This is a genomic window from Armatimonadota bacterium (assembly GCA_031081585.1).
Taxonomy (GTDB): Bacteria; Sysuimicrobiota; Sysuimicrobiia; order Sysuimicrobiales; family Humicultoraceae; genus Geohabitans; species Geohabitans tengchongensis.
This window is the reverse complement of sequence record JAVHLY010000032.1, coordinates 1-13,459: the sequence shown is the minus strand read 5'-3', so window position 1 is coordinate 13,459 and position 13,459 is coordinate 1. Positions and strand designations below refer to the sequence as shown.

The following is a 13,459-nucleotide window of genomic DNA, read 5'->3' as shown; positions in this document are numbered from 1 at the left end:
GCGCTGGCCAGGTCGCAGGGTCCGCCCGATCAGGTCGTGGCCCCGGACGGATCGGGCGAGCTCACACCCGGCGGCTGTCCAGCCTGACGACCGCCGACGGCGTAGGCCACGACGTTGTCCAGCGGCAGCGTCCGACCGTGCTCCCAGGTCTCCTGAAACCGGTGCTCGCCCAGGGCGTCCCGCACGGTGGCCACGTGCTCCGGGTAGGTGTCCCGGATGAAGGGCGGCGGCGGGATGCCGAGCCTCTCGCGCAACGCCTCCCCGGCGCCCAGCAGGACCGCCGCCCGTTCCGCCTGCCCCTCGCGCGCGGCCACCACCCCGAGCCCCGTGAGCGCCGTGGCCATCCCCCGGCGCTCCCCGAGCTGGTGACGCAGGCGCAGGCTCTCGGCGAAGAGTGCCGCCGCCCGTCCCCGCTCGTCCTCGTGCCACGCGATGATGGCCAGGTTGCTGAGCGCGAAGGCCATCCCGTAGGTGTCGCCGATCGCCCGGGTGAGGGCCAGGGTCTCCTCCTGCACGCGCCGGGCCTCGGCGTAGTCCCCCAGCTCGGTGATGACGAGCCCCAGGTTGGTGAGGACGAGCGCGGTGAGGGCGCGGTCGCCGTTGACCCGGGCGAGCCGGACCGCCTCCTCCAGCAGGCCTCGCGCCTCCTGGTAGCGGCGGCGCCCGCGGGCCACCAGCCCCAGCACGCTCAGCGCGCTCGCCCGCGGCAAGGCGTCGCCCACCTGCCGGCTGAGGGCCAGGCTCTCTTCGCCCAGCTGGGCCGCAGCGTCGTACCGCTCGATCCGACAGGCCTCGAACCCCAGGATGTTCAGACAGTGCACCGCACTGCGCGTGTCGCCGAGCTGCCGGGCCAGCTCGAGGCTCTCCTGAGCCAGCTGCACGCCCCGGGCGAAGTCCCCCTGGAAGAAGGCGAAGAAGGCGGCCCCGTTGAGGACGGGCACGCGTACCTCGGCGGAGGCCTCGCCGGCGCAGTCGAGGAGGACGTCCAGCCAGGCCCGCCCCTCGCGCCAGTGGCCGCGGATCTCCCAGTACCGCCAGAGCTGGCCCGCCAGGCGCAGCCCTGCGTCGACGGCCCCGCTCTCCAGGCTCCAGGCCAGGGCCGTGCGCAGGTTGTCGTGGTCCGCCGCCAGGCGGTCGAGCCAGCCTTCCTGCCCCGGCCGGCCCAGGGCCGGGTCCGCGAGCCTGGCCAGCCCCAGGTAGTGGTCGCGGTGACGGTCGCGCAGGTGCTGCTCCTCCCCGGCAGCGACGAGGTGCTCCTGGGCGTAGAGCCGCACGGTCTCCAGGAGGGTGTAGCGGCCCCGCTCCTCGTCGAAGAGGACGAAGGACTTCTCCACCAGGCGGCTGAGCACGTCGAGCACGTCGGCGGCGGCCAGGCGGCCTCCCGGTCCGTCCCCCGCAGCCGGCGTGCCGTCGCCGGTCCCGGACGCCACGCCTGCGGGGTCGTCGGCAGTCACCGCCTCCGCCGCCTCCACGTCGAAACCGCCGGCGAAGACCGCGAGTCGCCGTAGCAGTGTGCGCTCCGCTTCAGCGAGCAGGTCGTAGCTCCAGTCCAGCGCCGCCCGCAGCATCTGGTGGCGGGTCGGGGCGCCGCGGTCCCCGCGGGTGAGGAGGCGAAACCGGTCGTCCAGCCGCGAGGCCACCTGCTCCAGCGAGAGGGCCCCCAGCCGCGCGGCGGCCAGCTCGATGGCCAGCGGGATGCCGTCGAGCCGCCGGCAGATCTGCAGGACCACCGGTGCGGTGGCCTCGGTCAGGCGGAACCGCGGCTGGCTCAGCGCCGCCCGGTCGAGGAAGAGGCGCACCGCCTCTGACTGCTCGGCAGCCGTGAGCGTGGGTGTGGCCTGCGGGTCCGGTAGCGCGAGCGGCCGCACCCGGTAGACGACCTCTCCGGGGACGCCGAGGGGCTCCTGGCTCGTCGCCAGGACCCGGAGCTCCGGGCAGCGCTCCAGGAGGTGGCGGGCCGCCTCGGCGCACCCGGCCAGCAGGTGCTCGCAGTTGTCGACGACCAGCAGCAGGCGCCTGGCGGCCAGCGCATCCGCCAGCGTGAGGGCGAGCGGCCTGTGCACCTCTTCGTGGACGCCGACGGCTGCGGCGATGCGCTGCGGGATGAGGGATTCGTCGCGCAGCGCCGCCAGTTCCACCCACCACACCCCGTCCGGGAAGCGGCGCAGGAGGTCCGAGGCCACCTGCAGGGCGAGACGCGTCTTGCCCCCGCCGCCCGGGCCGGTGAGGGTGACGAGCCGCGTCCGCTGCAGCAGCGCGGCGATCTCCCCGAGCTCGCGCTCACGCCCGACAAAGGTGGTGAGGGGACGCGGCAGGTTGTTGGGCAGGGTGTCCAGGGTGCGCAGCGGCGGGAAGTCGGCGGGGAGCCCCGGGACGAGGAGTTGCCAGATGCGCTCGGGGTGGGCCAGCCCGGCCAGGCGGTGGAGCCCCAGGTCCCGCAGCTCGACGCCCGGCGGCAGGTCCCCGGCCACCAGGGCGCGCGTGGCGTCGGAGAGGACGACCTGGCCGCCGTGCCCGGCCGCGACGAGCCGCGCCGCCAGGTTCAGGGGGCGGCCGGCGTAATCCCCCCCGCGCAGTTCTGCACTGCCGGTGTGCACCGCCATGCGCACGCGCAGCCCTTCCGGCAGCGGCCAGGGCTCTCGGGCGAGGGCCTCCTGCGCCGCCGTTGCGGCGGCCACCGCGTCCGCCGCGTTGCCGAAGGCCGCGTAGAGCGCATCGCCCACGTGCTTGAAGACGTGGCCGCCCCGCTCCTCCAGCACCTGGCGGAGCAGCGCGTCGTGCCGGGTCAGCGCCAGGGTCATCGCCTGGTGGTGCTGCTCCCACAGGGGCGTGCTGCCTTCGATGTCGGTGAAGAGGAAGGTCAGGGTCTGGCGCGACGGGGCAGCCATACCCGTAGCGTACCCCCCGCCGCGACCGTTGGCCATCCGGCGTTGCGCGCCGGCAGGGTGCGGTCGCGGCTGCGAGGGTGACCACCGGCCCGCGCCGTCGACGGCGGGCCTGTGCCCCGCACCGCCCGGCGGGCAGCCCACCAGGAAGCCGCCCTCCGGAGCCGGAAGCCTTCACGTATGGCAGATCGTCCGGCCACGAAGATCGTCACGGCCATGCGGTGGATGGTGCTGGCGTGCGCCTGTGCGGTGGCGGTAGCGCCGCTCCCTGTCGCCCGCGCGGCGCCCCCGGCGTTCGGCGAGGGCGTGGCCGCCGGGGACGTCCTGCAGGACCGCGCCGTCCTGTGGACCCGCGCGCCCGCTCCCGGCCCGGTGACGCTCCTGCTGGGCACCAGTGCCGACCTCCGCCGTGGCAGGACGGAGCAGGCCGTGGCGCACCCGGGCGACGGCCTGGCCGTGCAGGTCGAGGTGAACCGGCTGGCCGCCGGCACGCGCTATACCTACCGGTTCAGGCAGGGAGGGGTACAGAGCCCTCTCGGGACCTTCGTCACCCCGCCCCCACCCGGGAGCGCCGCCTCCGTGACGGTGGCGTGGAGCGCCGACACCGGAGAGGAGTTCCGCCCCTTCCGCATCTTCGACGCCCTGGCGCGGCTGCAGCCCGACCTCTTCCTCTTCCTGGGGGATACGGTGTACGCGGACGTCGGCGAGCGGGCCGTCACCCTGGCCCAGTACCGCGCCAAGTACCGGGCCAACCGGGCCGACCCGCACCTGCAGGCAGCGCTTGCCCGGACGGCGGTGTGGGCCACCTGGGACGACCACGAGGTGGCCAACAACTTCGACGCCTCGCATCCGCGGCTCGACGTGGGCCGCCGCGCCTTCCTGGAAGCCTGGCCGGTGCGGCCGTCGCGCGAAGAGCCCGGGCGACTCTACCGTCGCGTGCGGTGGGGGGCGCTGCTCGAGGTCTTCCTCCTGGACACCCGGCAGTACCGCTCGCCCGCCCGCCACCCCGACGGGCCCGGCAAGACCATGCTGGGCGCCAGGCAGAAGCGGTGGCTGCTGGAGGGCCTGGCCGCTTCCACCGCGCCGGTGAAGGTCGTCGCCAGCAGCGTCCCCCTCCGCTACCACGGGCGGGACTCCTGGGAGGGCTACGCGCACGAGCGCGACGAGATCCTGGCCTTCCTGCGCGCCCGCGACGTGCGCGGCGTGGTGGTGCTGAGCGGCGACGTCCACTACCCGGCGCTGCTGCGCCACCCGGAGGGAGTGCTGGAAGGGATCGCGGGACCGCTGGCGGCCTTTCCCAACCCGGACCCGCCCGCCGCGGGACGACCGGCCACGCTCTGGTGGGGATTCGCCCGCTTCAACTTCGGGGTCGTGCGCGTGGCCCCGGGGTGGCTGACCCTGGAGTGGTACGACCACCGCGGCGACCTCCTCTACCGCTTCCGGACCGCGCTGCCCTCCCGCCAGTAGGCCGCACGGACATGGCCGTGAGGGCTGCGCGAGGGGGCGGTGAGGCTGGAGCATGAGCGCCCGGGCCCGCGGCTACCTGGCGGTAACGGCGTCGGCCGTCCTGTGGGGGCTGAGCGGGGTGGTGGCCAAGGCCCTCTTCAACCAGGCGGTGGCGCCGAGCGCGCTCATGGCGGTGCGGCTGACGCTGGCGTTCGCCGTCGGGTTCCTCCTGGTCGCGCTCACCCGCCCGGCGGCCCTGCGCCAGGCCTGGCGCCACCGCCTCCCCATCGCCGCGGTCGGCCTCGCCCAGCTGGCCGGGTCGTACACCTACTACGTCACCGTCAGCCTGACCACCGTGGCCACGGCGATCTTCCTGGCCTACCTGGCTCCGGTCCTGCTGGTCCTCTGGGAGCGGGTGGTCGAGCGCCGGCCGCTCACGCCGTTGCGCGCCCTGGCGGTGGCGGTGGCCGTGAGTGGCTCCTACCTGCTGGTCGTCTCGCCGCAGGGCCTGCAGACGACGCCAGCCGGTTTGCTGTGGGGCTTGGGCGCCGCCGTCACCTTCGCGGCGCACAGCCTGCTGGCGCGGCGCCAGGTGGTGCGGGTGGATCCGTGGGCAGCGCTGGTGCTGGCGCTGGGGGTAGGTGCGCTGGCGATGGCCCCGGTCGCGCCGCCGTGGCAGACGTTCACGGCGGGCTACGCGCCGGTGCAGTGGCTGCTCTTCACCCACCTGGCGGTCCTGGCCACGCTCGTGCCGTTCGGTCTGTACCTGGCCGCGCTGCGGCACCTGACCGCGAGCGAGGCCGCGCTCACCGCCATGCTGGAGCCGCTGGTGGCGGCCGGAGCGGCCTCCGTCCTCCTGGACGAGGTCCTCACCACGCGCCAGGTCCTGGGAGGCGCCCTGGTCCTGCTGGCGACGGGCCTGATCCAGTTTCGCCCGGAGCAGGGTCGGCAGCCGACGGCCTTCCAGGCGTCACCTCCCGCCGGGTGAACGCGGTCATCCCGCCGGCCGGCGGCCCCGTGTCCCGGCGGGCGGCACGGAGGCGGTGGAACACGTCGAGGGGGCCCACGGCTGCCGCCGGCTGGCGGGGCGCCTCCGGCGGAGGAGTCACCCCCTGCTCGTCGCACCGCGCTTCCAGTGCCCGCACCGCGGCCGCCAGCCGCGCCACCTCTGCCTCTACGGCGGGAAGGGATCGCCGGTACTGCGCGTTGGCCGCCTCGAGGGCTGTGACGTTCATGCGCAGCGTCCGCACGCTCTCGTCTGCCAGGTAGGCCCGATGGCGCAGGAGGGCGAGCTCGGCCCTGGCGGCGCCCCAGGCGTTCACCGTCTCTTCGGCCGTGGGGTCCCCCGGGCCTGGGGCGTGGAGGGCCGCACCGTAAGCCAGCAGGATCCGGACCCCATCCTGCAGGTTCCAGCCGCGCTCAGCCACGAAGGCCTCCAGCCGCTCCAGGAGGGCGCCGGGGATGGCCACGGCAAGGCGGGCCAGGGCAGGGAAGACCAGGTTGGTCACGGCATCGCCCACCGCCGCCACAGCCGTTGCAGGCGTGCGGCCAGGCGTGCCGCCAGCGAGCACGGGTGGGCCCGCTCCGGAGCCTGACCCTCGAGCACGCTGTGCAGCTGGTCCCGCCGCCGCTGCAGCCGGGGGATCTCCGCACGCAACTGGAGCATCCTGGCCTTAAAGTGCGCGTTCTCCTCCTCCAGCGCCGCTACCCTGGCGCTGAGGCGCTGTACCTCCACTTCGCTGGCGATGGTGCGGGCCCGCATCGACACCACCAGCGCCTCCGCTTCCCGTCGCCTCAGGATCTGCAGGCGACGGGCCCCCGATTCTCCCACCGATCCGCCCGCTCCCCCGACGATTGCTGCCAGTGTGCTCCACTCCGCCTCGTCCCGGATGTACTGCTCCAGGCCCTCCCCGAGCAGCGCTCCCAGTCGGTGGGGAAGCTCGGCTCCCTCTCCACCGGCCGCGCGCACGACGTCGCGGGCGTCGTACGCCAGGAGCTCGACCTCGACCGTCCTTGGGGGTGTCATGGTCTGCCCATCAAAAAAGCCCCCACCGACCCAGCGGTCAGTAGGAGCTATCAGCCCGCGGGGCATCCCCCCGGGCACATGGCGAGCTCCATCGCCGGAGCTATGCGCTTCGACCCCAGTATAGGCTGCCACCCTACAGTCCTCAACCTGGAGACCGGGGAGCACGGCTCGGATGCGATGGCCAGCGTGCTGGTCGAGTGGCGCCACCCCCGGGCGTAGATAGTGCGCGGTGGCCTGCCCCGTTACCCGCGGCACCGTCGCGGCGACCGCGTCCGAGCGGACCGCGTCGCAGGCTGCGGGCTGCCAGACCGTGGTCCCGCGGGAGGCGGCAGGGGGAAGCCCAACCGGGCCAGGACCGCCCGCAGCCGCTGCGGGTGGTTGGTCATCACCCCGTCGACCCCCATGGCCACCACGCGGGCCATCTCCTCCGGCTCGTCGACGACCCAGGTCTCTACCTCCAGCCCGCCCGCGTGCGCCGCCTCCACCACGTCCGCCGACAGCAGCGACCAGTGCGGGTGGAGCACGCTGGCAGCGGCGTCTCGGGCCAGCCGCAGGGGGTCCACCGGCCGGGCCACGTACAGCACCGCGGTGCGGACCTGGGGCAGGTGGTCCCGTACCTCCAGCAGCAGCGGGTGGTCGAAGGAGGAGACCGTGACCGCGGGGTGCCCGGACTGGCGGATCGCCTCGGCCACGCGCCGCGCCAGGCCTGGAGCGGGCCGCGGCGGGCGCTTGATCTCGGCGATCACGCGTACCGGGCGCAGCAGCGCCAGCGCCTCGGCCAGCGTCGGGATGCGCTCGCCGGCAAACGCTCCGGCGAACCACCGTCCCGCATCCAGGCGCCGCAGCGCCCACAGGGGGAGGGCACCCACCGGACCCCGGCCGTCCGTGGTCCGCTCCAGGAGGGGGTCGTGGATAACCACGGGCACCCCGTCGCTGGAGAGGTGCACGTCCAGCTCCACGCCGTCCACCCCGGTGGCCAGCGCCCGGCGAAAGGCCGCCGCGGTGTTCTCCGGCGCTTCCGCGGACGCGCCCCGGTGGGCGATGATCCGCGGCCCGCGTCGGGCCACGGGGCTCACTTCTCCGTCTCCGTCAGCCCTCTGACGAACCACCGCTGCATGACGACGACCACCACCACCGGCGGGAGCATGGCCAGCAGGGCCGTGGCCATGATGATGGGCCAGTCCACCAGCGCCTCCCCGGTGCCGATCATCTTGGTGATGCCGATGACCACCGTCTCCATGCGCTGGCTGGTGGTGATCAGCAGCGGCCAGAGGTACTGGTTCCACCCGTAGATGAAGAGGATGACGAAGAGCGCGGCGATGGTGGTGGAGGAGAGCGGCAGGAGGACGCTCCAGAAGAAGCGCATGGGCCCCGCGCCGTCCACCTTGGCGGCGTCCACCAGCTCGTCGGGAACGGTGAGGAAGAACTGGCGGAAGATGAGGGTGGCCGTGGCCGAGGCGATCAGCGGGATGGTCAGCCCGGGGAAGGTATTGACCAGGCCCAGGTCGGAGACGCGATCTTCCCCGCGGCAATGGTCAGGCCCATGATCAGGCTGTTGCGCATCATTTGCCGCACCGGCGCCCCCCGGATCCGCTCGCCGCTGCCCGTGGTCCAGGCCTGGACGTAGTTCCGCACCAGGTGGGAGCCGGGGAGCAGGCCCATCTCCCCCCGGCTCACCGTCCCCAGGTCGTGGGTGGAACCGACGAAGGCCAGGTAGACGGGGAAGGCGAAGAGGGCCATTCCCAGCAGTAGGACCAGATGCGTCGTCCAGTCGCCCCGTCGCCAGCGCGGCGCCATCAGTAGTACACCCGCCGCTCGATGTACCTGAACTGGATGGCCGTGAGCGTGATCACCACCAGGAGGAGGATCACGGACTGCGCTGACGAGCCGCCCAAATCCAGGTTGATCACCCCGTCCGTGTACACTTTGTAGATCAGCGTCTCCGTGGCCTTGCCTGGGCCGCCGCGCGTCAGCGCGTGGATGACCCCGAAGGTGTCGAAGAAGGCGTAGATCACGTTGACGATGAGCAGGAAGAACGTGGTCGGCGAGAGCACGGGGAAGGTCACTCGCCAGAACCGCTGCCGCCCGCTCGCCCCGTCCACCGCCGCCGCCTCCAGCAGCGACGGAGGGATGGACTGCAGCCCGGCCAGGAAGAAGATGAAGTTGTAGGAGACCTGCTTCCAGGCCGCGGCCAGGATGACCAGCAGGAGGGCATGCGTGCCCTTCAGCGTGTAGTCCCAGGGAATCCCCGCGCGCACCAGCGCCCGCCCCAGCATTCCGATGGTGGGGTGGAAGATGAACAGCCACAGGGCGGCGGCCACCGCCGGCGCCACCGCGTACGGCCAGATGAGCAGGGTCTTGTAGATGGTGGCGCCGCGGATCTGCTTGTCCGCCGTCACCGCCAGGAGCAGCCCGGCGGACATGGCCAGCAGGACCACGGCGGCGGAGAAGAGGAAGGTGGTCCGCAGCGCGCCCAGGTAGAACGGGTCGCTGAGGATGCGCCGGAAGTGCTCGAACCAGACGAATTCGGTGCGCAGCCCGAAGGGGTCCTGGCGCAGGGTGGACTGGACGACGGCCTGGACGGCCGGCCAGTAGAAGAAGACCAGGACCACCGCCAGCTGCGGCGCCACCAGGAGGTAGGGCAGCAGGCGGCCGGGGAAGATGGCGCGGCGGGTCATGGCCCGGCGCGGAGCACGCCGCCGGGCGGCCCCGCCGGCGAACCGTCACGGACGGGGCCGCCCGGCCCTCTCTCAGGTCGGCCGACCCGGGGTCACGGCCTCACCGTCTGCTGGAAGCGGCGCAGGATCTCGTTGCCGCGACGCACGGCATGGTCCAGCGCCTGCTTGGCCGTCTGCTGCCCCTGGAAGGCCTTCTCCGTCTCCTCGTAGATGACCACCCGGATCTCGGGCATGTTCCCCAGGCGCAGCCCCTTGGAGTTCTTCGTGGGCGGGGTGCGGGTGAGCTGCTTGATGGGCAGTTCCGCCCAGGGGAACCGCTGGTAGTAGCCGGTGGCCATGGCCAGCTGCATCCCCGTGTAGGTGATGGGCACGTAGCCCGTCTCCTGGTGCCACTTGGCCGTCTCCTCCGGGGAGCTGAGGAAGCGGAAGAACTCGGCCACGCCGCGGTACTCGTCGGCTGTCCGCCGCGGCGAGGTCATCACCCAGAAGGCCGCCCCGCCGATGATGGAGTTCTTGGGCGCGCCCTTGACGTCGTCGTAGTAGGGGAGGAAGGCGATCCCCCAGTCGAACTTGGCCTCCCGGGAGATGCGCCCGTACAGTGCCGAGGAAGCGGTGACCATGGCGCACTCCCCCGACGGGAAGAGGGAGTCCCCGGCGGCGTCCCGCCCGCCGTACTTGAAGGTGCCCTCCCGGAGCATGTCCATGAGGAACTCCAGGTGGCGGACGTAGAGGGGCTCGTTGAGGGTCAGCTGGGCGTCGAAGCCTTCAAACCCGTTGGCCCTGGTCGCAAACGGCACGTCGTGGATGGCGCCGAAGTTCTCGAACTGCACCCACGTGGGCCAGGCCGTGGAGAAGCCGCAGGGAGCGGCGTTGGTCGCGCGGATGCGCTGCGCCGCCGCGCGGAGCTGCGCCCAGGTCTTCGGCGGGGCGTTGGGGTCCAGCCCGGCCTTGCGGAACGCGTCCTTGTTGTACCAGAGGACCGGGGTGGAGCTGTTGAAGGGCATCGCCACCATCCGCCCCGCGGCGTCGCTGTAGTAGCCGCGCACCGCCGGCAGGTAGATGGTGGGGTCGAAGGGCAGGCCCGCCTCTTTGAAGAGCTGGTAGACGGGTTTGATAGCCGGGCCGGCGGCCATCATGGTGGCGGTGCCGACCTCGAACATCTGCACGATGTGCGGCGCATTGCCCGCGCGGAACGCCGCGATAGCCGCCACCATGGTCTCCGGATAGGACCCCTTGAACGTGGGGTTGACGCGGACACGGGCCTGCGCGGCGTTGAACCGGGAGGCGATCCCCTCCAGGGCCTCTCCCAGCGGACCGCGCATGGCGTGCCAGAACTCGATGGTGACACGCTGGGCGGACACGGGCGGTGAGGCCAGGGCCAGCACCGCCAGCAGACAGGCGACCGTCAGCCATCGGACCTTCATCACCCCACCCCCCTCAAAGAGAGAATCCTGCCGGGGCCCGCTGCCGTCGGTCTCGTCCTGTGGGGCTACGACCGGCTGGCCCGGGCGGCCGGATTGCGCCACCGCCGGCTGACCGCCCCAGAGGCGACTACGCTGGTGCCGGCCCTGCGGACCGAGCGCCTGCAGAGCGCCTTCCTCCTGTACGATGCCGCGGCCGACGACGTGCGGGCTGACCCACGCCGTCCTGGCGTCGGCACGACGGTTTGGCGCCGTGACGGTGAACTACGCCCGTGCGGCGTCGCTGCTGCCCGACCGGGGCCGCGTGGCGGGGGCGGTGGTCGAGGACCGGCTCACCGGCCGCAGCGTGGTGGTCCGCGCCCGCCACGTGGTCAACGCCGCCGGCGTGTGGGCGGAGGAGGTGGCCGCCCTGGACGGTCGGCCCGCCTTTCGCCTCCGGCCCAGCAAGGGCGTGCACCTGGTGCTGCGCCGGGAGGTGCTCGGCGCCGAGGTGGCCCTGATCCTGCCGGAGACCGAAGACGGGCGGGTCGCCTTTGTCGTGCCCTGGGCAGGGCGTGCCCTGCTGGGGACCACCGACGATCCCTACACGGGCCCGCTGGACGGGCCGGTAGCCTCCCGCCAGGAGGCCGCCTACCTGCTGCGCCATGCCCGGCGGTACCTGCGGCGGGTCGAGCCCGGAGACGTCGTCGGCGTCTGCGCGGGGCTGCGGCCGCTGATGGAGGGGGGCGGCGGGCGCGTCGCCGACCTCTCCCGCCGGCATGCCGTGGTGGAGTCTCCCCGGGGCCTGGTGAGCATCATCGGCGGGAAGTTGACGACGTACCGGCAGATGGCCGAGGAGACCGTGGACCTGCTGGCGCGCCGCGACGGGGGAGGTCGTCCCTGCCGCACCGCCACCCTCCCCCTGGTCGGGTCGGCAGGGCTCGCCGAGGCCGAGCAGGCCCTGGCGAGCAGCGGGCTGGCACCGGAGCAGCAACGCCATCTGCTCCGCGGCTATGGCGGCGCGTCGATGGAGGTCCTGGCCCTGGCCGGGGCAGACCCGACCCTCCTGCACCCGCTGGTGGACGGGTTGCCGGTCGTGGCCGCAGAGGTGGTCTACGCCTGCGAGCGGGAGCAGGCCGTGTCGCTGGCCGACGTGATGTTCCTGCGCACCCGCCTGAGCGTGCTGGCCGACGACGCCGGGGAGGCGGCGCTGGAGCGGGTCAGCGAGCTGATGACCGCCGCGCTGGGCTGGAGTGCCGCCGAACGAAGACGCCAGCGGGAGCGATGGGAGGCGGCGGTGGACCGCGAGCGGGAGGCGCTGGCGGATCTGGCCTGACGCGGCGGGGCACCATGACGCCCGCCGGCGGGCGCACACCTGGAGGCGGAGGTGGCTGAGCCGAGCTGCGTGGCGGCACTGGACCAGGGGACGACCGGCACCCGGTGCATCCTCTTCACCCGTGACGGGCAGGTGCGAGCCACCGCCTACCGGGAGCACCGGCAGATCTACCCCCAGCCCGGCTGGGTGGAGCACGACCCGATGGAGCTCTGGGAGAACACCTGCACGGTCCTGCGCGAGGCCCTGGCGAAGGGCGGCGTCGCCCCCGCCGAGGTCTGTGCGCTGGGCATCACCAACCAGCGGGAGACCACGCTGCTGTGGGACCGCCGCAGCGGCACCCCCCTCTACAACGCCATCGTCTGGCAGGACACCCGCACGCGGGACCTCTGCCAGCGGATCATCGACGACGGCCTCGAGCCCTACCTGCGGGAGCACACCGGCCTGGTCAGCGCCACGTACTTCTCCGGTCCCAAGCTCGCCTGGCTCCTCGAGCACGTTCCCGGGGCGCGGGCCCTGGCGGAGCGCGGGGAGGCGCTGTTCGGCACCGTGGACACCTGGCTGATCTGGTGGCTCACGGGCGGGCCGCGGGGCGGCGTGCACGTCACCGACTGCACCAACGCCTCGCGGACCATGCTCCTGGACCTGGCCACCCTGGAGTGGGACGAGGAGCTCCTCCGCTACCTGGGCATCCCCGGGAGCTGCCTCCCGGCCGTCCGGCCGTCCAGCGATCTCTACGGGATGACGCATCCCGACGGGCCCGCCGGCGGACCGGTGCCGGTCTGCGGCGACCTGGGCGACCAGCAGGCGGCGCTGGTGGGCCAGACCTGCTACGAGCCCGGGGAGACCAAGAACACCTACGGCACCGGCAACTTCCTGCTGATGAACACCGGCGAGCGCATCGTCTCCTCCGCGAGCGGCCTGCTGACCACGGCCGCCTACAGTCTGGGCCGCGGGCCTATGCCCTGGAGGGGTCCATCGCCATCACCGGGGCGGCGGTGCAGTGGCTGCGGGACAACCTGGGGCTGATCGCCACGGCGGCGGAGAGCGAAGCTGTGGCCGGGTCGGTGGAGGACACCGGGGGCGTCTACTTCGTGCCCGCCTTCTCGGGGCTGTTCGCGCCGCACTGGGACATGTACGCCCGGGGGGTGATCGTCGGGTTGACCCGCTACACCGACCGGCGCCACCTGGTCCGCGCCAGCCTGGAAGCCATCTGCTATCAGACCCGTGAGGTGGTGGAGGCGATGGAGCGGGACGCCGGGCGGAAGCTGGCGGCCCTCCGGGTGGATGGCGGGGCCGTACGCAACGACTTCCTGATGCAGCTGCAGGCGGACATCCTGGGCGTGCCTGTGGTGCGCCCCATGGTGAGCGAAACCACGGCCCTGGGCGCCGCGTACATGGCGGGGCTGGCCAGGGGGATCTGGGGCGGACTGGAAGACCTGCGCGCCAACTGGCGCGTCGACCGCGTCTTCGAGCCCCGCTGGTCTGCGGACCGGCGCGAGGCCGGCTACCGGGGGTGGAGGCGGGCCGTGGAGCGCAGCCGGGAGTGGGTGGAGCGGCTCTCCGCCCCGTGATTCCGACACCGCACGGTCCAGGCGTTCCTCGGGCACCAGGCCGTGCCGGCGGCGATGGGCTGCCCGCGCGTGCTACACCTCGGCGGCAGGGGTGGCGCCCCGATGGGCGGGGCGCCG

General features: G+C 73.2%; 10 protein-coding genes, 2 pseudogenes and 1 riboswitch. Of the genes and pseudogenes, 5 read left to right on the top strand and 7 right to left on the bottom strand.

The window, feature by feature from the left end; translation table 11 throughout:
• Window positions 1–29: 29 nt before the first annotated feature.
• Window positions 30–2,888 carry a tetratricopeptide repeat protein gene (locus RB146_11800; GenBank protein MDQ7829652.1) on the bottom strand — a complete coding sequence of 953 codons (2,859 nt, stop codon included), beginning with the start codon at window positions 2,886–2,888 and terminating at the stop codon, window positions 30–32.
• Window positions 2,889–3,065: 177 nt separating this feature from the next.
• Here RB146_11800 and RB146_11795 point away from each other — a divergent pair, with 177 nt between their 5' ends.
• Both RB146_11795 and RB146_11790 read left to right on the top strand, forming a co-directional pair.
• On the top strand, window positions 3,066–4,352 hold the full coding sequence (locus RB146_11795; protein ID MDQ7829651.1) for an alkaline phosphatase D family protein: 1,287 nt from the start codon (window positions 3,066–3,068) through the stop codon (window positions 4,350–4,352).
• 52 nt (window positions 4,353–4,404) lie between these two features.
• On the top strand, window positions 4,405–5,319 hold the full coding sequence (locus tag RB146_11790; GenBank protein MDQ7829650.1) for an EamA family transporter: 915 nt from the start codon (window positions 4,405–4,407) through the stop codon (window positions 5,317–5,319).
• Here RB146_11790 and RB146_11785 read toward each other — a convergent pair.
• Both RB146_11785 and RB146_11780 read right to left on the bottom strand, forming a co-directional pair.
• A complete protein-coding gene (locus RB146_11785) occupies window positions 5,201–5,851 on the bottom strand; it encodes a hypothetical protein (protein MDQ7829649.1) in 651 nt (216 codons plus the stop codon). The two genes, RB146_11790 and RB146_11785, sit on opposite strands and share 119 nt — an antisense overlap.
• Window positions 5,836–6,357, bottom strand: coding sequence for a hypothetical protein (locus RB146_11780; GenBank protein ID MDQ7829648.1), 522 nt, complete (start codon window positions 6,355–6,357; stop codon window positions 5,836–5,838). Before RB146_11780 ends, RB146_11785 begins: the two co-directional genes overlap by 16 nt.
• Before the next feature lie 34 nt (window positions 6,358–6,391).
• Window positions 6,392–6,462, bottom strand: a riboswitch (Fluoride riboswitch).
• Between RB146_11780 and RB146_11775 the strand changes: the two genes are divergently transcribed.
• Window positions 6,436–6,576: a hypothetical protein gene (locus tag RB146_11775; protein ID MDQ7829647.1), complete on the top strand. Its 141-nt coding sequence runs from the start codon at window positions 6,436–6,438 to the stop codon at window positions 6,574–6,576. It overlaps the preceding riboswitch by 27 nt.
• Window positions 6,577–6,599: 23 nt before the next feature.
• On the opposite strand, the gene RB146_11770 is transcribed toward RB146_11775, so the two are convergent.
• The 4 genes and pseudogenes from RB146_11770 to ugpB all read right to left on the bottom strand — a co-directional run bounded on the left by RB146_11770 (window position 6,600) and on the right by ugpB (window position 10,459).
• A complete protein-coding gene (locus tag RB146_11770) occupies window positions 6,600–7,424 on the bottom strand; it encodes a glycerophosphodiester phosphodiesterase family protein (protein ID MDQ7829646.1) in 825 nt (274 codons plus the stop codon).
• A 5-nt stretch (window positions 7,425–7,429) separates the two neighbouring features.
• Window positions 7,430–8,154 (bottom strand): annotated as a pseudogene (locus RB146_11765) (ABC transporter permease subunit).
• Complete coding sequence (ugpA, locus tag RB146_11760) at window positions 8,154–9,035, bottom strand: sn-glycerol-3-phosphate ABC transporter permease UgpA (GenBank protein MDQ7829645.1); 882 nt, start codon at window positions 9,033–9,035, stop codon at window positions 8,154–8,156. Before ugpA ends, RB146_11765 begins: the two are co-directional and overlap by 1 nt.
• Before the next feature lie 92 nt (window positions 9,036–9,127).
• Window positions 9,128–10,459, bottom strand: a complete 1,332-nt coding sequence (gene ugpB / locus RB146_11755) for a sn-glycerol-3-phosphate ABC transporter substrate-binding protein UgpB (GenBank protein MDQ7829644.1) — start codon at window positions 10,457–10,459, stop codon at window positions 9,128–9,130.
• Window positions 10,460–10,643: 184 nt separating this feature from the next.
• Here ugpB and RB146_11750 point away from each other — a divergent pair, with 184 nt between their 5' ends.
• Window positions 10,644–11,771, top strand: a complete 1,128-nt coding sequence (locus RB146_11750; GenBank protein ID MDQ7829643.1) for an FAD-dependent oxidoreductase — start codon at window positions 10,644–10,646, stop codon at window positions 11,769–11,771.
• 51 nt (window positions 11,772–11,822) lie between these two features.
• A pseudogene (glpK, locus tag RB146_11745) lies at window positions 11,823–13,342 on the top strand (glycerol kinase GlpK).
• Window positions 13,343–13,459: the final 117 nt, after the last annotated feature.

Bases quoted from the DNA above. Each gene is read 5' to 3' on its own strand.
- RB146_11800 (MDQ7829652.1), bottom strand. From the start codon at position 2,888: ATGGCTGCCCCGTCGCGCCAGACCCTGACCTTCCTCTTCACCGACATC.
- RB146_11795 (MDQ7829651.1), top strand. From the start codon at position 3,066: ATGGCAGATCGTCCGGCCACGAAGATCGTCACGGCCATGCGGTGGATG.
- RB146_11790 (MDQ7829650.1), top strand. From the start codon at position 4,405: ATGAGCGCCCGGGCCCGCGGCTACCTGGCGGTAACGGCGTCGGCCGTC.
- RB146_11780 (MDQ7829648.1), bottom strand. From the start codon at position 6,357: ATGACACCCCCAAGGACGGTCGAGGTCGAGCTCCTGGCGTACGACGCC.
- RB146_11775 (MDQ7829647.1), top strand. From the start codon at position 6,436: ATGGCGAGCTCCATCGCCGGAGCTATGCGCTTCGACCCCAGTATAGGC.
- ugpA (MDQ7829645.1), bottom strand. From the start codon at position 9,035: ATGACCCGCCGCGCCATCTTCCCCGGCCGCCTGCTGCCCTACCTCCTG.
- ugpB (MDQ7829644.1), bottom strand. From the start codon at position 10,459: ATGAAGGTCCGATGGCTGACGGTCGCCTGTCTGCTGGCGGTGCTGGCC.
- RB146_11750 (MDQ7829643.1), top strand. From the start codon at position 10,644: ATGCCGCGGCCGACGACGTGCGGGCTGACCCACGCCGTCCTGGCGTCG.